14 protein-coding genes and 1 pseudogene are annotated in these 20040 nt (G+C 44.9%); 6 read left to right on the top strand and 9 right to left on the bottom strand.

The genetic code is table 11. The features are described from left to right. Positions 1-41: 41 nt before the first annotated feature. Positions 42-3377 carry a non-ribosomal peptide synthetase gene (locus QUA42_RS03910; protein WP_445301288.1) on the bottom strand — a complete coding sequence of 1112 codons (3336 nt, stop codon included), beginning with the start codon at positions 3375-3377 and terminating at the stop codon, positions 42-44. Positions 3378-3915: 538 nt separating this feature from the next. Here QUA42_RS03910 and QUA42_RS03905 point away from each other — a divergent pair. Both QUA42_RS03905 and QUA42_RS03900 read left to right on the top strand, forming a co-directional pair. Then, complete coding sequence (locus QUA42_RS03905; protein WP_333135280.1) at positions 3916-5694, top strand: EamA family transporter; 1779 nt, start codon at positions 3916-3918, stop codon at positions 5692-5694. Between the two features lie 103 nt (positions 5695-5797). Next, positions 5798-6358 (top strand): annotated as a pseudogene (locus QUA42_RS03900) (Uma2 family endonuclease). A 47-nt stretch (positions 6359-6405) separates the two neighbouring features. Here the strand turns inward: QUA42_RS03900 and QUA42_RS03895 are convergent. The 4 genes from QUA42_RS03895 to QUA42_RS03880 all read right to left on the bottom strand — a co-directional run bounded on the left by QUA42_RS03895 (position 6406) and on the right by QUA42_RS03880 (position 10581). Beyond that, entirely contained in the window at positions 6406-8436 is a 2031-nt protein-coding gene (locus QUA42_RS03895; protein WP_333135278.1) for an SUMF1/EgtB/PvdO family nonheme iron enzyme, read from the bottom strand. Positions 8437-8845: 409 nt separating this feature from the next. Then, positions 8846-9472, bottom strand: coding sequence for an FMN-binding negative transcriptional regulator (locus QUA42_RS03890; RefSeq protein WP_333135276.1), 627 nt, complete (start codon positions 9470-9472; stop codon positions 8846-8848). A gap of 236 nt (positions 9473-9708) precedes the next feature. Beyond that, the gene (locus QUA42_RS03885) at positions 9709-10143 is read right to left on the bottom strand and encodes an MAPEG family protein (protein WP_333135274.1); all 435 of its coding nucleotides are present in this window, start codon (positions 10141-10143) and stop codon (positions 9709-9711) included. Between the two features lie 15 nt (positions 10144-10158). Further along, a complete protein-coding gene (locus QUA42_RS03880) occupies positions 10159-10581 on the bottom strand; it encodes a DUF6220 domain-containing protein (protein WP_333135272.1) in 423 nt (140 codons plus the stop codon). Positions 10582-10667: 86 nt separating this feature from the next. On the opposite strand from QUA42_RS03880, the gene QUA42_RS03875 reads away from it, so the two are divergent. Further along, positions 10668-11417 carry a LuxR C-terminal-related transcriptional regulator gene (locus tag QUA42_RS03875; RefSeq protein ID WP_333135270.1) on the top strand — a complete coding sequence of 250 codons (750 nt, stop codon included), beginning with the start codon at positions 10668-10670 and terminating at the stop codon, positions 11415-11417. Between the two features lie 150 nt (positions 11418-11567). On the opposite strand, the gene QUA42_RS03870 is transcribed toward QUA42_RS03875, so the two are convergent. The 3 genes from QUA42_RS03870 to QUA42_RS03860 form a co-directional block, all read right to left on the bottom strand. After that, positions 11568-11987 (bottom strand): hypothetical protein, encoded by a 420-nt coding sequence (locus QUA42_RS03870; RefSeq protein ID WP_333135268.1) that lies wholly within the window; start codon positions 11985-11987, stop codon positions 11568-11570. A gap of 116 nt (positions 11988-12103) precedes the next feature. Continuing rightward, on the bottom strand, positions 12104-12331 hold the full coding sequence (locus QUA42_RS03865; protein ID WP_333135266.1) for a hypothetical protein: 228 nt from the start codon (positions 12329-12331) through the stop codon (positions 12104-12106). Between the two features lie 132 nt (positions 12332-12463). Beyond that, the gene (locus tag QUA42_RS03860) at positions 12464-12682 is read right to left on the bottom strand and encodes a hypothetical protein (protein WP_333135265.1); all 219 of its coding nucleotides are present in this window, start codon (positions 12680-12682) and stop codon (positions 12464-12466) included. Between the two features lie 92 nt (positions 12683-12774). Between QUA42_RS03860 and QUA42_RS03855 the strand changes: the two genes are divergently transcribed. The 3 genes from QUA42_RS03855 (at position 12775) to QUA42_RS03845 (ending at position 19308) form a co-directional block, all read left to right on the top strand. Beyond that, the gene (locus QUA42_RS03855) at positions 12775-12948 is read left to right on the top strand and encodes a hypothetical protein (protein ID WP_333135262.1); all 174 of its coding nucleotides are present in this window, start codon (positions 12775-12777) and stop codon (positions 12946-12948) included. A 174-nt stretch (positions 12949-13122) separates the two neighbouring features. Further along, the gene (locus tag QUA42_RS03850) at positions 13123-18831 is read left to right on the top strand and encodes an AAA family ATPase (protein WP_333135260.1); all 5709 of its coding nucleotides are present in this window, start codon (positions 13123-13125) and stop codon (positions 18829-18831) included. Between the two features lie 189 nt (positions 18832-19020). Continuing rightward, positions 19021-19308, top strand: a complete 288-nt coding sequence (locus QUA42_RS03845; RefSeq protein ID WP_333135258.1) for a hypothetical protein — start codon at positions 19021-19023, stop codon at positions 19306-19308. Here the strand turns inward: QUA42_RS03845 and QUA42_RS03840 are convergent. Further along, a complete protein-coding gene (locus QUA42_RS03840; protein WP_333135256.1) occupies positions 19277-19993 on the bottom strand; it encodes a class I SAM-dependent methyltransferase in 717 nt (238 codons plus the stop codon). The genes QUA42_RS03845 and QUA42_RS03840 overlap by 32 nt on opposite strands. Positions 19994-20040: the final 47 nt, after the last annotated feature.

Genomic DNA, 20040 nt, shown 5'->3' with positions numbered 1-20040 from the left:
CTTTGATAGGTTAAGAGAGCGCCCAAGCGCCACTACATACCTTAAAATTCCACATCTTCTCGCTCATTTTCGTCGGTTCTGGGAGTATCCAACCCTTTCGCTGCCCAGCGCATTGTTTCAATGTATTTTGCCAGACTCGCCACAGTCGGAGCCTCAAACAAATTGCTGACCGATAACTCGACTTGCAAAGCGTCTCGGATGCGAGAAATTAACTGAGTTGCTAGCAGGGAATGGCCGCCTATTTCAAAGAAATTATCGTAGATACTAACTTGCTGTTTTCCCAAAACTTTAGCCCAAATTTTCCCTAGCATTTCTTCGATATCAGTGCGAGGCGCTACATAGTTTTCTGTTATATCCTCGCTGTCTGTATCTATATCAGGCAAGGCGCGGCGATCGACTTTGCCGTTGGGCGTCAGTGGCATATTCTCCAACACTGCATAAGTTGCAGGAACCATATATCCTGGTAACTTTTCTTTCAAAAATTGGCGCAAGTCACTTGACTTGAGATTTTGAGTTTCTAATTTTTCATTAATGCCGTCAGGAATAACATAAGCTACCAAATGTTTATCGTCTGGGATGTCTTCCCTCACAATTACTACTGCTTCGCGCACTTGTGGGTGCTGGCACAAAGCCGCTTCAATTTCTCCCAATTCGATGCGGTAGCCGCGAATTTTTACTTGGTCGTCAACGCGACCTAAAAACTCGATGTTGCCGTCAACCCAATAGCGGCCTAAATCACCTGTTTTATAAAGGCACGAACCAGATTTATTGCTAAAAGGGTTAGGAATGAATGCAGCAGCAGTTAAATCAGGCTGGTTGAGGTAGCCTTTCGCCAATCCGTCACCGCCGACGTACAATTGACCTATAACACCGATCGCCACCGGCTGCAAATCCGCATCGAGGAGATAAATTTGCGTGTTGGCGATCGGGCGGCCGATGGGGATAGATGTTGCGGTTTCGGGTACGTTTTGCACCCAATAATAAGCCGAAAATGTGGTATTTTCTGTAGGCCCGTAAACGTGAATTAATTGAGTGGTCGGCGCCTGTTTGAGAACTTTTTTAACCCATCTCATATCGACCGCTTCTCCGCCAAACAGCAAGCAGCGCAGCGAATTAAAAGCTTGCGGTAAAACTCTAGCAATTTGTTGAAATAAGGCAGTTGTTAAAAACAAAACTGTGATTCCTTCTTGGCACAGTTCTAAGGCTAAATCGTGAGGCGAAAGGGTAATATTGGTGCTAATTCCTACGAGGTGAGCGCCGTTAAGCAAGGCTCCCCAAATCTCGAATGTGGCTGCATCGAATGAAGCGTTTGATGCTTGGGCAATTTTATCGGTAGGTTCTATTTTTATATAGTTGGTGTTGAGTACCAGCCGATTTACTGCTTTGTGGGTGACAGCAACTCCCTTGGGTTTTCCTGTGGATCCAGATGTGTAAATAACGTAAGCTAGGTTGTCTGCTGTTACGGTGTTGGCGGGATTTTCGGCGCTTTCTTTGGCTATGTGTTCCCAATCGCGATCGAAGTAAATCACCGAGTTTGAGAAGTCTCGGAAATTGTCAATCAATTTATCTTGAATTAGCAAGACTTTAACTTGAGCATCTTCCAGCATCAAGTTTAGCCGATCGCGCGGATAGCTCGGATCTAACGGTAGGTAGGCTCCTCCCGCTTTCAGTATAGCCAACATCCCGACAATTAGGTCGATCGATCGCTCTGCACAAAGCCCCACTAAAACCTCCGCCCCCACGCCCAGTTTTTGCAGGTAGCGCGCCAGTTGGTTGCTGCGACTGTTGAGTTCTCTGTAAGTGAGGTGCTGGCCCTCGAAAGTTAGGGCGACATCCTCCAGATGCTGCTGGACTCGCTCTTCAAATAACTGATGAATGCACTTATTTTGAGGATAATCTGTCCGAGTATCGTTCCATTCTCTGAATAATTGATTCACTTCATCCTCGCTCAATAAAGGTAAGTTAGCGATTCTTTGTTCGGGATTAGCCACAATGCTTTCCAGCAGCGTTTTAAAATGCCTCAGCATTCGGGCGATCGTAACTTCATCAAATAAATCCGTATTGTACACAGCTAAGCCTCGGAGACCTTCCGAATCTTCCCAATGTTCGCCGTATCTGCTCCTAAACTTATCCGCAGCTTCCCACAAATGCAGCTCTAAATCAAAGCGCGTTGTTTGAGTCTCCAAATGAAAAGCACTCAACTTTAATTCGGGCAATTCTAGCTCGTCCACAGGCGCATTTTGCAGGCCAAATACCACCTGAAAAAGCGGGTGGCGATTGAGCGATCGCTCTGGGTGCAATTCCTCGACGAGCTTCTCAAAAGGCAAATCTTGGTGAGCGTAAGCTCCCAGGGTTACTTCCCGCACCCGGCCCAAAAAATCTCGAAATGTCGGGTTTCCCGAGCAGTCTATTCGCAGCACTAAAGTATTGACAAAAAAACCAATTAATGATTCTATTTCGCTTCGATTGCGATTGGCGATCGGCGAACCTACAACAATATCTTCTTGTTGCGAGTAACGGTAAAGCAAAGTTTGAAATGCTGCGAGGACTGTCATAAATAAAGTCGCTCCTTCTCGCTGCGAGAGCGCTACAAGTGCGTTTTTCAGATTTTGAGGCAGTTCTAAATAGTGAGTTTTTCCCCGATAATTTTGCCTAGCTGGTGCAGGGCGATCTGTGGGCAAATTTAACACTGAAATTCCGTGCAATTGCTGCCGCCAATAAGCTAGCTGAGTTTCTAATACTTCACCTTGCAACCATTCGCGCTGCCACTCGGCAAAGTCGGCATATTGAAGTGATAATTCTGGCAGGGGAGATGGCTGTTGATTTATCAAAGCTGTATAGATAGCCTCCAGTTCTTGAATTAGCACACCGATCGACCAATCATCGGAGGCTATGTGGTGCATATTTAGCAAGAGAATATGCTCGGTTTCTGTCAGCCGCAGGATGGTTACTCGCATCAGCGGCCCGGTGGATAAATTGAAAGGGCGGAGAGATTCGGCTGCGGAGAGTTTCTTTGCTTCTGTTTGCCGTTGTTCGGGTGGCAAATGTTGGAGCTCTAATAGTTTTAAATTAGTCTTGAAAGCGGGAGAGATTATCTGCACTGGTTGACCTGATACCGCTGCAAAAGTGGTTCGCAAAGTTTCGTGTCGCTGCACTATTCCGTTGAAGGTTTGCTCTAAGGCTGTTAAGTTGAGGGAACCAGTTAAGCGCAGTGCTGTTACTACATTATAGAAAGGGTTTTCCGGTGCGAATTGGTCGAGAAACCACAAGCGCTGCTGGGCAAAGGATGCCGGAAAGACAAACACTTCGGCTTCTGAGGAAATATTCAGTTTTTCTATATCGCTTGTAAAGGAATTGTCATAAATTTCGGAGGCCATATCTGTTGCTCTTGGGGGATGAGATGTGTTAATTTTTGGATGGCGCGGGGGTGGCTTTTTCAGGGTGCGATCGCCTCTTAAAACTTTCGCGAGCAAAAGATCGGAACTGTTAAAATCATAAACCTGGGTGCGGGAGTGCCGGAGAAAGGCGGGCAAAAGAAACCGGATTTCTGGCTGCAGCATCAAGTTATCCATTGAGGGGCTAGGAGTGCCACCCCCCAATCAAATTTAGTCGCGGAACGGGCTCTTAGGCTTGTGATTCGGGTGCAATCGGGTGAGTTAGATGCGAGAATTACCGGGAGCAATCCGTGGAGAGGTCATGCTGTAGTATGATTTCTAATTGCACAAAGTGTTCTTGGGGCGATTCCCTGCCGGATAGCTTTGCTTCACGCAATTTTCTCACATTTGTAGCTTAGCGACTACTATTGATTCAACAGTGTCCGCAATCTTTTAGAGCCACTCACTAGAACTTGCGACCTGATTTGTCACAATACTTAAGAACACTGAACGTGCAGTTTAAATTAGAGGTTATAGGCTAATGGCGCAGCGGAACGTATACTCGTCAAAGGGCGAGCCAGAGGATGCACAATCAGCAGAAGAAGTCCTCCACTCAGTAATGCAAGAACTGGACGCTTTGCATGAAAATGTCAAAGGCCAGTTAAATCAAGACATTACTCGGCTGCAAACTGAAAAAAATCACCTGATTGAAGATATTGAAGACCTCCGGGAGCAATATCGCAAATTGCAGTCTCAGCAAATGGAATCTCTGTCTGGGCGATACATTCAGCAGCAGCAATTGTGGCTGAAGCAGTTGGCTCAAGTTTTGGCTCACAATTTGCAGGATTTGTTGGTGCAGCGGTTCAACGAACTCAGCGCTAACTCGGGAAATTCACTCAGCAGCCCTATTCCCAGCGGCGAGTTCCCGATACCCCTGCCGCCGAGCAACTACGACGAACGAGCCTCGGAGTTGTTGGCGGCGCTGGATGAAAGGATCGATCGCAGTTTCCAGATGCTGGAACAAGATTTGAGCAGCTATGAAAGCGAGCTTTCCGTGCGACTCAATAATATGCAAACCCTAGAGCGGCAAGGGGAAGAGCTGTTACAAAATCTCGTAAACCGCATCAGGGAAGAACTCGAAGAAGAAGAAGAATATCTTGAGAATCCTTTCGATGCTCAAGATTCCTATGTCGAGGAATCAACTAATTCTGTTAATTCTGTCCGCCCGCAACTTCTGCAGCCAACACCTGTGGAAAGGCCGCGGGAATCCCTGCCGGAACCCTCTTCAGTGCCCTCTCCAGCAACCGCTAAAGCATCTTCTCAAGTACAGACAGGTTTGGTGCTGGCTTTGTCTTCGGCGGTCGTATTGTCGCTGTTTAATGTTTGTTTAAGAATTCTGATTAAAGGCAAAAATCCTCGGGTGGTTTTTGGCTTGTTTGAATTTCCGGGGGTGGTGACTCCAGGTTTTGGAAATTCTTTGTTGATTTTGTTGATGCGGCTGATCGTGGTGATGGCTTTGATGCCGATTTTGGCGACATTTCTGTATCCTTCTGTCTGGAAAGATATTAGACGGTTGTTCCAGTCTGGCGATCGAGCTTTGTGGAGCAAGGTTTTAGGAAGCGCATTTTTTCTGTTTTTGTCTCAGGTTTTGATTTATTTGGCGATCGGCAATATTCCAGCGGGGATTGCGATTACGATTTTCTTTATTTACCCGATCGTCACCGTACTAGGTTCTTGGATCTTGTTTGGTTCTCGCCCCAGCAGAGTCGGCTTTTTGGCGATAGTCGGGATTACCGCAGGTCTGATTTTAGCTGGGTGGCCGAGTTTTGCGGCCCCAGCTCCGGGCGGCGGCAATGTTGGAGTGGGAGTCGCTGCGGCACTGGCTTCTGGGATTACCTTTGCAGGTTACGTATTGCTGACGCAAATGGCTGCGGGCAAGCTGCACCCAATTCCTTTTAGTTTAGTTAATTTCGCCGCGATTTTTGTATTTTCCTCCCTGAGTTTGTGGGTGCCACTGTCGGAAAATTTTTCTCCTAAAATCGACCAAAATGTTTGGCCTGGTTTGATTTTGGGAGGCGTTGTTTTAGGGGTGCTGACGCTGTTTAGCTATCTTTTGAATAATTTTGCCATCCGCTTTGCGGGGGCAGCCTTAGCGTCAGTAATTGGCACTTTGGGGCCGGCAATGACCGCACTCTTCGGTTTTCTAGTTATCAATGAGAAGTTACAGCCTGTGGCAATTCTCGGCATGGCTGTGGTGACGTTGAGCGTGGCTGCTATGAGTGTGGAACGCATAGTCGCTCCTCAAAAGAAGGCTAGTTAAGGCAAAAATTTGTCCTTATAGATATCAGAACCCCGACTTTTAAACAGTCGGGGTTCTGATATCTATCCCATTTAAAATCTAAAATCTAAAATCTACTTTACCTATGACTACAGTCATTAAAATAACGCCCAACTTAGAGGAGTTCCTCAAACTTCCAGAAACGGAGCCAGCTTCCGAATATATTAACAAAGAAATCATTCAAAAACCGATGCCTCAAGGTGAACATAGCAGATTGCAAGGTAAGCTTTGCAATGTCATCAACCAAATAGTCGAAACACCAAAGATTGCTTATGCTTTTCCACAGTTGCGTTGCACTTTCGGCGGTATATCACTCGTCCCAGATGTAGCAGTATTCCGGTGGGAAAAAATTCCCTTTCTACCATCGGGTAGAATTGCTAACCGCTTTTAAATTTATCCAGACTGGGCGATTGAAATTCTTTCTCCCGAACAAAGCCAAACAAAAGTGCTTGCTAAATTACTTGCTTGTTCGCAACAAGGCACTGAATTGGGGTGGTTAATGATTCCAGAAGAAGAAAGTATTTTAGCGGTATTTTCCGGGCAAAGAGTGGAGTTGTACGAAGGTGCAACTAATTTGCCAATACTTAAGGGGATTGAGTTAGAATTGACTGTTGAAACAGTTTTTAGCTGGTTGAGTTTTAGTTAATTTAAAAATAGCGTGAAGCGGAGCTAACCCGTAGGGAATCGCCATTCTTAAACAACAGAAACAACCACTCGAAAACCCACAATACTAGCCTTGCAATCCGGCTGATATCTGAGGCGACACGCGCTGCGACAATTCGGAGGATGATCGTTCCAAGAACCCCCCCGCAACAACCTCAGCGAAGAGTCCCCGTCAGACTCCCAAACGCTACCATCCGCAGGCGCACCGTTATAATTATTGTGCCAAGAATCAGCGCACCATTCCCAAACATTTCCGTGGAAATCGTACAATCCGAAAGCATTAGGTTTAAAACTGCCAACATCTGTCGTTTGAAAGCGATAAACTCCCTTCGGCGCATCAGCGTAATTAGAATTTCCGTTGTAATTGGCTAACTCGCTGGTAATCGTTTCCCCAAAGTGAAACGGCCCCGTAGTTTGCCCCCGGCAAGCATATTCCCATTGGGCTTCGCTAGGCAAGCGATAATTCTTACCAGTTTTGCGAGAAAGTCGATCGCAAAACTCCACAGCCTCGTACCAAGATACATTTTCTACAGGTCGATTTGCACCTTTAAAACGGGCAGCATCGGGATTGAGAAATATTTTAATTTCCGGCAGGGCCGCCACTGCTGTCCACTGCATCTGAGTGACTGGAAATTTGCTAATATAGAAAGAGCCTAAAGTTACTGGGTGCTGCGGTTTTTCGTCGCTGTCACCCCGATTTTTTGGAGAACCCATGAGGAAAGTACCGCCAGGAACAGATACCATTTCCAGCAGTGTACTGCTACCAAGATGTTCTTCAAAAAAACGCGCTTGCCCGCTGTTAACATTAGTTTGCTTCCCGCGCTTGTCTACTGTCACCACCTGAAATTTAAAAGTGCTTTTGACAGCGGGCATTTTCTGCGAAACCTGGTTCGGAGGCGGATTGGTGCGGGATTTTACCCTGCTATTGACAGAGATATTGCTATTGATTTGTCCGCTTTTATTGAGCGGAGTATGGATAGCAAGGGGCCCTCCTTTTGTCACAGAAGAATTTAAAGCAAGTGGCCCTCCCTTGGTCACAGAAGAATTTAAAGCAAGTTGTCCTACCTTGACAAAAGGGGGTTGGGGAGGTAAACAATAGAGATTTAAAGCTTTGATTACTTCATCAGCAGATTGATATCTATTTTTGAGATAATCTTCAATTAACTTATCTAAAATTTTTGTCAACTCGCTGCTGACTTTTGTGCCTGCTGGCAACCGTTCTCTCCACATCCAGCCGCCGTTTATCGGGTCATAAAGGTCATCGGAACCGTCAACTTTTGGCAAACATTGAGTTAGCAGTCTCAGGCAAGTTATTCCCAAACTGTACAAATCGCTTCCGGGGAAAACTTGACCGCGCATTTGTTCTACAGGGGAATATCCGGGCGTTCCTACCGTCGTGCCTACTTTGCTCATTAGGGAGCCCGTCACTTGTTTGGAAATGCCGAAATCTATCAAAACTAACTCTCCCCGCCCTCCCCTTCGGAAAGCTGAATTCCGAAAATTTCCCGCCTTTGGCAGGGAGGAGCTAACAGAGGTACGGCGCCGCATGATATTCTCAAGTTTGATGTCTCGGTGAATGACATGGCGATCGTGCACAAATTTCAAAATCGGCAGTACATCTGCCAACAACTGCCAAATTTTTTCTTCGCTAAAAACACCCTGCTGAGTTAATTCTGCTAGTAAAGTTTGCCCCTCAATCAACTCTTGTACTAAATAAAGTCGCTTGTCTTGTTCAAAATAAGCAATTAATCGAGGAATTTGGGGATGTTCACCGAGTTCGTAAAGTCGTTTCGCTTCTTCTTTAAACAATTGTGAGGCTTTTTCAAGTGCTGAGGTTCCTTGAAATTGGGGTACAAACTGCTTAATTACGCAGGGATCGTCCATGCGATCCGTATCTACCGCTTCATAAGTTCTCCCAAATCCCCCTTCGCCCAACAGTCGAATCACGCGGTAGCGGTTTCTAAATAGAGGCGTGAGGTCGGGCTGGCCACAACTTTGACAAAATTTAGAGTTGTCGGGATTGAAAGGATGAGAACACCTGGGATTAGAACAGTAGAACATATCTGGGAAGAAATGATCCGGTTAAGGTTATGATATACCTTTTATGTCGGTCTGCCTCCTCATGGAGTTATAAAAATTAGAAAGAGATTTGAAGAAAAAAAATCATATCCCGATCGACTAATTTTCGCAACCCTCTCACCGCCGATAGTCCTCGTCGCAGTCCCCAATCGACTTATACAAATCTCTAGATTTCTCAAAAATAGGGCCGAACCGCTCGACATCCGTAGTATTTAGTATCAAATTAAACACTCTAGAATTATCTGCCTAATGTTCGGATACTTCCAGCCTAAGACCAAGGATAGAACCCCACAGCAGGTGGGTCTAAAACATCATTAAAATTAGTCAAAGCTAAATGTTTAATTTTCCCTTCATCCTAAATTTAAGCAGCAGCAATTGTGCGCTCCACAGTCTAATTCGATTCCAGGTTCTGTTTCATCTCGACACCCACCGCACGAGCGGCCGGATCTAAACTCTGTAGTAGTGTGTTTGACACAGTTTCTCGATCGACTTGGGTGCGGTTTTGACTGAGCTTGTACTTTCCTTCCAGTCGAGTTACAGTCATCTCAAATCCTACAATACCATCCATCATCCCTTCACGGAATTGATTTGATAAACCGTCCCAATGGGATTGGTAGTCAACCTCGTAGGCGTCTATCATCTGATTTATCATCTTGTTCATGGCTTTTGGTGAGTCATTGAGCATGATGATTTTGGGAGCACCATACGCATGAACAGCAATATAGTTCCATGTTGGTACGCTCTCGTGTTTTTCATACTGTGTAGGGGAAATGTAAGCGTGCGGCCCGGTAAAGATAGCCAATGACTCAGCAGATCCGAAGGCTTGCCATTGAGGATTTTGCTTCGAGAGATGACCGCTCAATTTTACGACCTCCCCTTGCATTGCGATGACGAGAGGAATATGTGAAGCACAAGGTACAGCCTCTACGCTAGATACCAATGTTGCAAAACTATTGGCTCTCATGAAAGCAACCAGTTTATCAATATTGTCTTCTTGAAAAGCAGTTGGTCTATACATGGAAATTTAATCGGGGGATCAATCTCTCCTCTATTATACTACTCGCACAGAATTGTAGAGCGATCGCTCTACTGGTAATTTTAAAGTATTGGGTATTGCGATCGCGATCTAGCCACTCGGTTCAGTGGCAGACCGCCCCGCCAGACCACAAATACACACGCAGAAACAGGGTGGAGTTTCCGCTGCACCCTCATTGTTCGGCGCCTGTTGATAACTTCTACCTCATTGGAACGAGGTTAATTGATTGTGCCAAAGTGGATAACTGCTGCGCGGATCGCGATGAACCACACCGCAAGTGTGGCAAATAGGTAGAGGTAGAACCGAAGTATGATGAGATTGAATGTGCAATGAACAGCACTATGCAATGTACGAAATATAACGAATACCCACGCGGCGTTCACATACACTGTATCCACCTGCTTTGTCAAGAACAGGTATAGGACAAGCGCATAGAAAAGTACCGGAATCTCGAACAGGTTTTTTAGGTTATCTGATGGATTGGATACGCTTGGTGGCGAAATTTGTGCGAGTGCGCCCGGTACAGCAAGTTCATTCGGAGCGAGCTTGATACTGGTGATAAAACTGATACGGCGGATGTACATATACGCCCAGACTAAGAATGTTAGAAACACTGTTGCAAAGAAGGGACTAAAAATTGTATCTTGCGTCATTTATACCTCTCAAATTTAATGGTTATGATTGTTGGTGGGCGATAAAGTGCGCCCTAGGGAATGTACAAGGCTTGAAGAAATATAGAGTAATGTAAATCCAATTAGAGGATGGAGTATTTCCAGGTGAAGAGGACTTTTGAGATGAATGCTGGAAAATTGTAGCCCAAGCAGCACTGGCAAACTTGCGGCGAGATTTCGTATTCTGCGTGAGAAGGGCGCGATTAACGACCATCCCAGTAATACTAATGACAGCCCACTGTACCCTCGCACGAACCAAACATGAATATTCCACCATGCAGGATTATTGAAGTAGGCAACTCCAACCGTTAATAACTGAGCAATCAAGCAGATATTAAAGATGATTGAAGTCACATAAAAGCTGATGAGTATCACACGTGTGGGAGTGCGCTCAGGCTCGATTTCCGAACTGGTTGTCATGTCAAGTTGCTTTGGAGTTTACAAGGATAATATAATTCGAGTATTGCAATGCTTCTAGACCTCGATCGGGTACTCTTTTTGACACCATGAACATGAACAGTCCCTTGCAGCTTTTATTTGAAGCGCTCGACCAGATAAAGGACGAACAAGATTTGCGATCGCAAGTCCTGCCCAAAATCGGTGAGTATTTTGCAGCTAAACGATCGGGAATCTTTTTCTTCGATCAACTGCCCTTGGTAGATAGTAATCTTCAGAAAATACTGAAAGTTGGGCTATCGATCGAACACAATCCTGTTGTGCGTTATTTAGCGGAGCGCCACGCTCCTGTCCATGAAGCATTGGTGGCATCTCCCAAGGTTTGGACAATAATTTGTCCCCGACCCGATCATTGGCACGTGATGGCGGGGCCGATTGTCAGTCGCGGTCAATTAATGGGTGTAGTGGGTTGCACCCGCGAACAGTCAATGCCCGCTTTCGATACAGAAAATCTAGCCGATTTGAGTGCGATCTGTTTGCATTTGTCTGTTTGGACTGCAACAGTACGCGAAGCGAAGCTATTCCGTAGGGAATCGCAACACCAACCTTTCAAGACCTCACGCCTAACGCCTCGTGAATTGCAAATTGCCGAATTGGTTGCTTTGGGGCGAACCAACGCAGAAATCGGGAGGGAACTTTGGATTACTGAGAATTCAGTGAAGCAAGCTTTGAAGCGAATGTTCCGTAAGCTTGAGGTTTCGTCTCGTGCAGAAATGGTTGCACAGCTTTCCGCGACAAAACAGCATTTGCCAAGTGTAAAAAGCTCTCCATCCCACTTGATGCAGAACATCCACCAATAAACTTAACGCTAGAAACCCCAAGAGCGATCCTCTTCGAGGGCTTCGCTAACGCACTTAATTGAAGAGCGATTGCTCTACTGATAATTTTGAAGTATGGGGTATTGCGATCGAGTGTGGGAAACTACAATTCATCAAATGAATGATTAGATATTACTTTGTAGTTCGGGGCAATAATTGATTTAGTGCACCACACAAGTATCCCTTCACCGTGTCTTTACTTGCACCCACCCCACTGGGAAGGGTAAAGATCATCTCAACATTTAATAGATTGCCGTCCATTGAGGCAAATACATCAATTGGCAAAGCACGCTGAAATGCTGTGGCGGGATTTTCTGCTTTCATTACACCTAAGTTCAGATCCGTGCTGAGAGTCTTGATGCCTTCGCGGGCCAAAATGGGTCGTAATTGGGAAAATGCTCTCTCTATCGATAACCCCTCAACCTGAACACGTGCAGAAAAGGCGGCACCATTCAAAAAGTCCCCCTTTTTTTGAAAGCTTTCCTCGCAGGTTGTGGCAACAGCAGGGGTGGCTAAACAGATGAGAACTAGAGTCAAGACAAGTGATCGCATATTAGCTTAGTTAGAAGAATGAAACGAAACAATCATCAAGATTATGATGAACCATCATAGGATTGTTTGGCAAGTGATGCAAATACCATTGATGTTTAGCATAAGTTGCAGTCCGGTTAGTATTCGCTGCTATCCTCGCAACTAAAGAAACTAGAATAATTAAGGGTAAAGACTAAAAGAGCGATCGTACTTAAGTGAATCTCGTAGTGAATAGAAGGTCGATTTAATGCTCGATTCTCATCTTCCAACAACATTTCACTCGCTTCACGTAAGTTAGCTTGTATGTCGTCTAAAGTTTCTCCTTGAGAATGCGCTCTCTTAGAAACCGGGAACATAGAGTACATATAAATCAGGGTCAGAGTCTTTCGGAACCACCGCAGTGAACGTTCTTATGAATTCCAACTCAAACAGCTTGACTTTCAAGCAAAATCCAATAAAATTAAGTTTAGCCTATCTATCACCTACCATACGTGAAATTACTTAGAGAGACGCTCAATGACACTACCTACAGATGCAGCAAGTTTATATCCAATAGGGATACCCAAGAGTCTAGCATTTGGATGTTTCGCACTCAGGTAATCAGCAGCGTGTAAACCATTTTCATCAACTTTAGAGTCGCCTGTTTCTATATCAAGGATGACCATCTTGCCAAGATTATCTTCTAACTCAATTTTTGGGGGGTATGCTGCTCTCATACAAATGTTTCGCACGATGCGAACACTAGCGCTCGGTCGCAGTGCTGCAAATATGTTGTAGTAAGATGTATAATAGTAAGTTGGAATAATTCATGCTGAAACAGGTAAGCTACTGGGATGTAAAAAACCTGAGTTCGGAAAACTTTAAGCATCTGTGCGAAGTACAGCGAGAGACGTTTAAACAGATGATTGAGGTAGTGCGATCGGATAATTTATGTGGATGGGCATTCTTACTTGTCCAACTCCAGCAGAAGTATTATAGATAAATATCCGACCCTGATGCACTTTAGCATTGAATGAGCGGATAAAATATTGCCACTTGCTAATAAGCTGATTCCCTGCTCGTTTAATTTTTCCCAACAGGCGATCGAACATCGCCGTCTCCGATTTCCCTCTATCAATTCCAGGCCAGAATAATCGTACTCATGGAAAAAACGAATATGAAAACCACGCTGCCCGGTTACAAACTATTATCGTTGCCGCTTCATGAAGGTGTCAATACAGTTATTTATCGGGGGGTTCGGGAGTCGGAGCAAACTCAGGTTATAGTAAAAACCCTCAAAGCCGAGTATCCCACAATAGAAGAAATCGCGCGGTTGAGACATGAATATAAAATCCTTAAAACTCTGGACATGGCAGGGATTGTCAAAGCTCACTCTTTACAAAAGCATAATAACGGTCTGGCGCTGATATTAGAAGATTTTGGGGGAAAATCTCTGAAAAACCTAATCGCCGCTAAACACCTTGAAATAAGCGAATTTCTAAGTCTGGCAATTCCTTTGGCAGAGACCCTAGCTCAACTGCATGAAAATAAGATTATCCATAAAGATATTAAACCGCAAAATATCATTATCAACTCCAAAACAGATAAGATTAAAATCATAGATTTTAGCATTTCCACGTACCTAGAGCGAGAAAACCAGAGCCTCAGCAATCCCAACTTGCTAGAAGGCACCCCCGCCTATATGTCTCCAGAGCAAACCGGGCGGATGAATCGCTCAATTGACTACCGCACCGACTTTTACTCATTAGGTGTCACCTTTTATGAAATTCTGACTGGAAAGCTGCCGCATCAAGCCACCGACCTCCTGGAATTAATTCACTGCCATATAGCTAAAAGACCAGTGCCACCCCATGAGCATATCGGTGAGATTCCCGAAGCGATTTCTGACATCGTAATGAAACTATTAGCCAAAACCGCTGAAGACAGATACCAAAGCGCCCTGGGGCTAAAAGCTGACCTAGAAATGTGCCGTCATCAACTGCAAACGCATGGGAAAATTGGCAACTTTCCCATCGGTAAGAGGGATAAATTTGGACAATTTCTTATCCCCCAAAAACTATATGGCCGCGAGCAAGAAGTAGCCACTTTGATGGAAGCCTTTGAGCGAGTCTCCGCCGGAAACAGCGAAATGATGCTAGTGAGCGGTTACTCAGGGATTGGCAAATCTTCCTTAGTGAATGAAGTTCAAAAACCCATTCTCCGGCAGCGGGGGTATTTTATATCCGGTAAATTTGACCAATTAAAGCGAAATATTCCTTATGCTTCATTGATTCAAGCTTTCGCAGGCTTGATGCGACATCTGTTAACCGAAAGTTCGGAAAAACTAGCGACTTGGAAACAGCAACTTTTAGAAGCCTTAGGCTCCAATGGCCAAGTCATAGTAGATGTCATTCCCGAAGTCGAACTGATTGTCGGCCCTCAAAGAGCTGTTCCGCAATTGGGGCCATCTGAATCCGAGAATCGCTTTAATCGCGTGTTTAAAGAATTCATTCATGTATTTACTAAACCCTCACACCCGCTCGTCGTCTTTTTGGATGACTTACAGTGGGCAGATTCGGCATCGCTCAAGTTGATTCATCTGCTTATTTGTGACCCGGACAGCCAATATTTACTGCTGATGGGAGCCTATCGAGATAACGAAGTCAGTCCGACGCATCCGTTGATGCTGACGTTGGATGAGATTCAAAAGAATGGGGCGGTTGTAAATAATATCACCCTCCGTCCTTTGGATATTGGCAACGTCAGCTTGCTGGTAGCGGATACCCTGAATGAGTCTTCTGTTCCGAGAAACCGGGTTTCTGAATTGGCAGAGCTACTTTTCAATAAAACCCAAGGCAATCCTTTCTTCTTGACTCAGATGTTCGCTACTCTGCATCAAGAAAAGCTATTGACCTTTGATTTCAGTGCTGGGTGCTGGCATTGGTCATTGAACCAAATTCAAGCGGTAGGCATCACGGATTATAATGTCGTCGAACTGATTGCCAGAAATATTCAAAAACTCCCGGAGAAGACGCAGGAGGTCTTAAAATTAGCCGCCTGTATTGGAGACAAGTTTAATTTAGACGTTTTGGCTATTGTCAAGGAAAAATCTCAGTCGGAAACGGCGGCCCATTTGTGGGAAGCGCTTCAGGCTGGCTTGGTTTTGCCCCTGAGCGAAGCCTACAAAATCCCTCTCGTTTTTACCTCCGATGAAATGAGCAGGGAAGGAAATGAGACAATAGTTCCAGATTCTTCTCTGCTATCATGCTCACCTGGTCTTTTGCCTTACAGCCATCACGCGCCTATCGCTTACAAATTTCTCCATGACCGGGTGCAGCAAGCGGCGTATTCTCTTATTCCGGAATCTCATAAACAACAGACCCATTTAAAAATTGGTGAACTGCTACTGGAGCATACTCCAGCAGAGGAGATTGAAGAAAATATCTTTGAGATTGTCAATCAGTTAAATGTTGGGGCTGGCTTCATCACCAATCAGGCAAAAAAAGATCGTCTAGCCCGATTAAATTTAATAGCTGGTCGAAAAGCCAAAGCAGCGTCAGCTTATGAAGCTGCTGTCACGCAACTAAGAGTAGGGTTAGAACTCTTGGCCGAAAACAGTTGGCAGAGTAACTACGATCTGACACTAGCACTGTATGTAGAAGCGGTGGAAGCAGAATATATTAATACCAATTACGAAAAGTCAGCAATTCTTGCTGAAGTTGTTCTGCAACAAGCTAGCACTCTGCTCGAAAAAGTGAAAGTATACGAGCTACAAATCCAGTATTATATGGCCCAAAATCAGATGTTAAAAGCCATTGATACTGGGCTGCAAGTGCTGGATATGCTGGGTGTTTCCTTGTCAAATGACGAGGGTAACGGGGATTTTCTGGTTGAGTTGCCAGATATCGCAGACTTAGACAATATCCCAGAGATGACAGACCCTTACAAAATAGCGGCTTTAAGTATACTGACTTCTCTTATTTCTCCTGTTGTTACTGCTAATCCCGCAATTTTGACCCCACTTGCAGTGACTTTGGTTAAAATCTGCAGGGAGTATGGTCATTCGCCTTTTGCGGCTTTTGCGTATGCTTTTTATAGTGTAATACTGTGCTCGGTAATAGGGGATATAGATGCCGCATATCAGTCGGGTAACTTGGGATTAACGTTGTTGAATAAATTTAATGCTAACTCGCTTAAATGTAAAGTTAATCAATTATTTTATGGCTTGGTTATACACTGGAAAGAGCCAGCTCAAAAAGCTTTAGTACCATTACTATCAGCGTTTCAAAGTGGAGTGGAAACTGGAGATATAGAATATGCCGGTTATTGTGTTACTGTCTATTGTGCGAGCATATTTTTAACTGGCGAACGATTAGACATTGTAGAAGAGGAACAAAAGCAATATCTTGATTTAGCGCTCAAACTAAAACAAGATTATTCTATCTATTACATCCAGATATTTCACCAATTGACGCTAAATCTTCAAAATGAATCTGAGACCCAATGTCAGTTGGCAGGCAAAAGTTTTAATGAAACACAAATGTTGCCTGTTTTTATTGAAACTAACAATAGAATTTTGCTGTTTATTACTTATCTAGCCAAAACAATTCTATTGTATCTATTTAAAGAACCAAAGAATGCCGTTGCCAATGCCAGTTTAGCCGCCGAACACGCAGTCAGCGTGATTGGAATGGTAGTTTCTGCTCCTCACAACTTCTATTATTCCCTCGCTCTACTCGCTGTTTATCCTCAAGCTTCACACGCCGAACAACAGCAATACATCAGCTTAGTTGAAGCTAATCAAGAAAAAATGCAGAAATGGGCATTTCATGCCCCGTCTAACTTCCAGCATAAGTACGAATTAGTGGAGGCGGAGAAAGCGCGGGTATTGGGTAAAATTGGCAAAGCGATGGAGTATTATGACGCTAGCATTCAAGGAGCCAGAGAACAGGGATACATTCAGGAAGAAGCCCTAGCTAATGAACGGGCTGCCGAGTTTTATTTCTCTCGCGGGCGGGAGAAGATAGCGGAGATTTATTTGACGGATGCTTACTATGGCTATGTTCGCTGGGGAGCAAAAGCAAAAGTGCAGGATTTATCAGAAGAATATCCTGAATTCTTCTCGCGAATACTGACTAAAGAAACTCCCAGCTTCGACGTATCACGGACGACGTGCTCGACGACTACGGGGAGTTTTGCAGCACTGGATTTCGCCTCTGTGATGAAATCTGCTCAAGCTATTTCTGGCGAAATAGTTTTGGAAAGTCTGCTTTCTAAGTTATTGAAAATTGCGATTGAGAATGCTGGAGCTGAAAAAAGCTACTTAATTTTAGAAAAAGATGGTCAACTGGTGGTAGAAGGGACGGCAACCATAGATAATAATGAGGGAGTGGTGCTGCAATCCACACCAATAGAAACGAGTCAAAAATTGCCGTTTTCTCTTCTCAATTATGTGGCTAGAACTCAGAAAAATGTGGTTTTAAAGGATGCGAGTCAGGAGGGAATTTTTACCAGGGATAGCTATATAGTTAACGCCCAACCCAAGTCCGTTTTATGTATGCCGATCGTCCATAAAGGAAAGCTCCTTGGTCTGCTTTACTTGGAAAATAATCTGACAAGGAGTGCGTTTACTCCCGATCGCCTAGAAGTTTTAACCGCCATCTGTTCTCAAGCGGCGATTTCCCTGGAAAATGCCCGACTCTATGCCAATTTGTCTGAGGCGACTGACAACCTGAAACAAGCCAATGAGCAATTAGAAGATTACAGCCGGACTTTAGAACATAAGGTGGAAGAGAGGACGCAGGAATTAAAGGAAAAAAATCTGCTCCTGAGCCAGGAAATTCGCGATCGCGTGCAGATAGAGCAAGCTCTGCGAATATCAGAAGCGCAATTAAAAAAACAAGCCGAACAATTAGAGCTTTCTTTCCAAGAACTCAAGCGCACCCAGACCCAGCTAATTCAGACTGAGAAAATGTCCTCCCTGGGACAGATGGTTGCCGGGGTGGCCCACGAGATCAATAACCCGATTAACTTCATATATGGCAACCTAACTCACGTCAGGACTTACTGTGAAGACATACTAGGACTGGTGAAACTCTATCAAGAACAATACCCCCATCCCACAGCAGCGATTGTTGAGGATATTGAGGCAATCGAATTAGATTTCTTGATGGAAGACTTACCCAAAGTGCTGGATTCGATGAAGGTGGGGGCAGACCGAATTCGCGAAATTGTCCTCTCCCTGCGAAACTTCTCGCGACTGGATGAAGCGGAAATGAAAGAGGTCGATATCCATGAGGGCATCGATAACACCCTACTGATTTTGCAGCACCGACTGCAAGCCAAATTAGACCAGCCTGCTATTCAAATAATTAAAGAGTACGGCCCGCTGCCACTGGTGGAGTGCTATGCGGGCCAACTGAACCAGGTGTTTGTAAATTTACTGGCGAATGCGATTGACACTCTTCATGACCAAAGGGGGGCGCGCACGATCGCAATTCGCACCTCAGTGAGGTATGGTGAAGAAGAAAAATCCCCGATTTCCAATCCCCCCCTTGCCGAAAGCTCTACATTTTCTTCGGCTGAGGTGGATTCCCAGAACCTCGCCCCGGCCCGGAAAGCTCCGCAATTTGTTGTGATTCGCATTTGCGACAATGGGCCCGGTATGACAGAGGAAGTGAACCGGCGGTTGTTCGACCCGTTCTTCACGACGAAACCCGTAGGGAAGGGCACGGGTCTGGGGCTGTCAATCAGCTACCAGATTGTGGTAGAAAAACACCGCGGACAGTTGAAGTGTGTTTCTCATCCCGGTCAGGGAGCAGAGTTCATCATTCAGATTCCTATTAGACAGGACTCTCAAAAATTGGCTTTGCAAAGCCCAACCTGATGAGTAGTTGTTATTGCTATTTCCTGTAGTCCTAAACAGACAATGATCAGTTCTAGTTATGAAGAGAAATCTTGAAAAAGTCTGGGCGCAATTCCTTCTCAGCGCCTCTAATTCTATTCATATTTATGAATATTTTAAACTGGAGTAAGTTCATAATTATAAATTATAGCTATCAGTTACACTGTAAATATGATACCTCACTTACTCCGGGCGATCGCCCTTAACAAAGAGCGCACTCTCCGTATAACAACCATAAGGCTAGAAACTAAAAGAGCGATCGCAATACCGAATGGAAGGGCGATCGACCTTATGGTAATTTTAAAGTATTGGGTATTGCGCTCGCTCTTCGGCGCGACTCGGTTCTGGGGCTTCCAGAAAACGAAAGCAACGTCACACTTGGTTTTTGTCAGTCCACTTCAGGAGATTTTTCGGCGGCTGTTGATAACTACACTTCTAGCGAGGGTGGTGTTCGCCTAGCATACCAGGCATGAATCAGAAGGGTTTGTAAGAACAATACAGGTGTATCAAAGCCGCTGGATGCAATTATTGATTCGACTTCAAGTGGCGGTAGCACAGCAACATCTCGACCATAAGAAGCACGAAACTTTTCAATCTCCTCAGCAGGCATTTCGGAATACCTCAGCATTCGCAGCCAAACCTCCAAAAGGCTTTGGTACGCTGAAGTAGACATATCGGAAGCCTGATCCGCACTGACCAAATATCCGTTAGGGCAAAGTCGTGAAGCAATTTGACTGAAAAAGTTGCGCCGCTGATCTTGTTGCATAAAGAAGTGAGAAACCAGAAGGCAAGTCGCCGCATCGAAAGAGTGCGATGCGGGCAGTGAATCGAGATAGCCTTCGTGAAAAGTGCAACGTGACGCGATACCGCACTCTTCGGCGCGCTGGCGACAGATGTCAAGCATCGGTGCCGCAGGCTCTACCGCAGTAAACTGCCACTGTGGAAACGCTTGAGCCAGATAAATCAATTCCAAGCCGGTTCCCGCACCTACACAGAGAATCCGTGCATCGATAGGAAGTTCAGAAAGTACAAAGCGGATCAGTAAATGAAGTGCGTCGCGCACCGGAGCGAATTTAGCGAATCTTTTGTCGTAGGAAGAAGCGCGTTCTCGATCGAAAACAATAGGTGACTCTTGATTTTGCATTCTAGAAAGCCAATAAGCTTGCAATCTGTATTTTAATCGCTATCTGA

Origin of the sequence: Microcoleus sp. Pol11C2 (assembly GCF_036701505.1) — a bacterium.
Taxonomy (GTDB): Bacteria; Cyanobacteriota; Cyanobacteriia; order Cyanobacteriales; family Microcoleaceae; genus Microcoleus.
Note: the sequence above shows the minus strand (reverse complement) of the source record. Positions and strands in the feature narration are given on the sequence as shown.

Coding starts and splice junctions, on each gene's coding strand:
- QUA42_RS03910 (WP_445301288.1), bottom strand. CDS start 3,377: ATGGCCTCCGAAATTTATGACAATTCCTTTACAAGCGATATAGAAAAA.
- QUA42_RS03905 (WP_333135280.1), top strand. CDS start 3,916: ATGGCGCAGCGGAACGTATACTCGTCAAAGGGCGAGCCAGAGGATGCA.
- QUA42_RS03895 (WP_333135278.1), bottom strand. CDS start 8,436: ATGTTCTACTGTTCTAATCCCAGGTGTTCTCATCCTTTCAATCCCGAC.
- QUA42_RS03890 (WP_333135276.1), bottom strand. CDS start 9,472: ATGTATAGACCAACTGCTTTTCAAGAAGACAATATTGATAAACTGGTT.
- QUA42_RS03885 (WP_333135274.1), bottom strand. CDS start 10,143: ATGACGCAAGATACAATTTTTAGTCCCTTCTTTGCAACAGTGTTTCTA.
- QUA42_RS03880 (WP_333135272.1), bottom strand. CDS start 10,581: ATGACAACCAGTTCGGAAATCGAGCCTGAGCGCACTCCCACACGTGTG.
- QUA42_RS03875 (WP_333135270.1), top strand. CDS start 10,668: ATGAACATGAACAGTCCCTTGCAGCTTTTATTTGAAGCGCTCGACCAG.
- QUA42_RS03870 (WP_333135268.1), bottom strand. CDS start 11,987: ATGCGATCACTTGTCTTGACTCTAGTTCTCATCTGTTTAGCCACCCCT.
- QUA42_RS03865 (WP_333135266.1), bottom strand. CDS start 12,331: ATGTACTCTATGTTCCCGGTTTCTAAGAGAGCGCATTCTCAAGGAGAA.
- QUA42_RS03860 (WP_333135265.1), bottom strand. CDS start 12,682: ATGAGAGCAGCATACCCCCCAAAAATTGAGTTAGAAGATAATCTTGGC.
- QUA42_RS03855 (WP_333135262.1), top strand. CDS start 12,775: ATGCTGAAACAGGTAAGCTACTGGGATGTAAAAAACCTGAGTTCGGAA.
- QUA42_RS03850 (WP_333135260.1), top strand. CDS start 13,123: ATGAAAACCACGCTGCCCGGTTACAAACTATTATCGTTGCCGCTTCAT.
- QUA42_RS03845 (WP_333135258.1), top strand. CDS start 19,021: ATGATACCTCACTTACTCCGGGCGATCGCCCTTAACAAAGAGCGCACT.
- QUA42_RS03840 (WP_333135256.1), bottom strand. CDS start 19,993: ATGCAAAATCAAGAGTCACCTATTGTTTTCGATCGAGAACGCGCTTCT.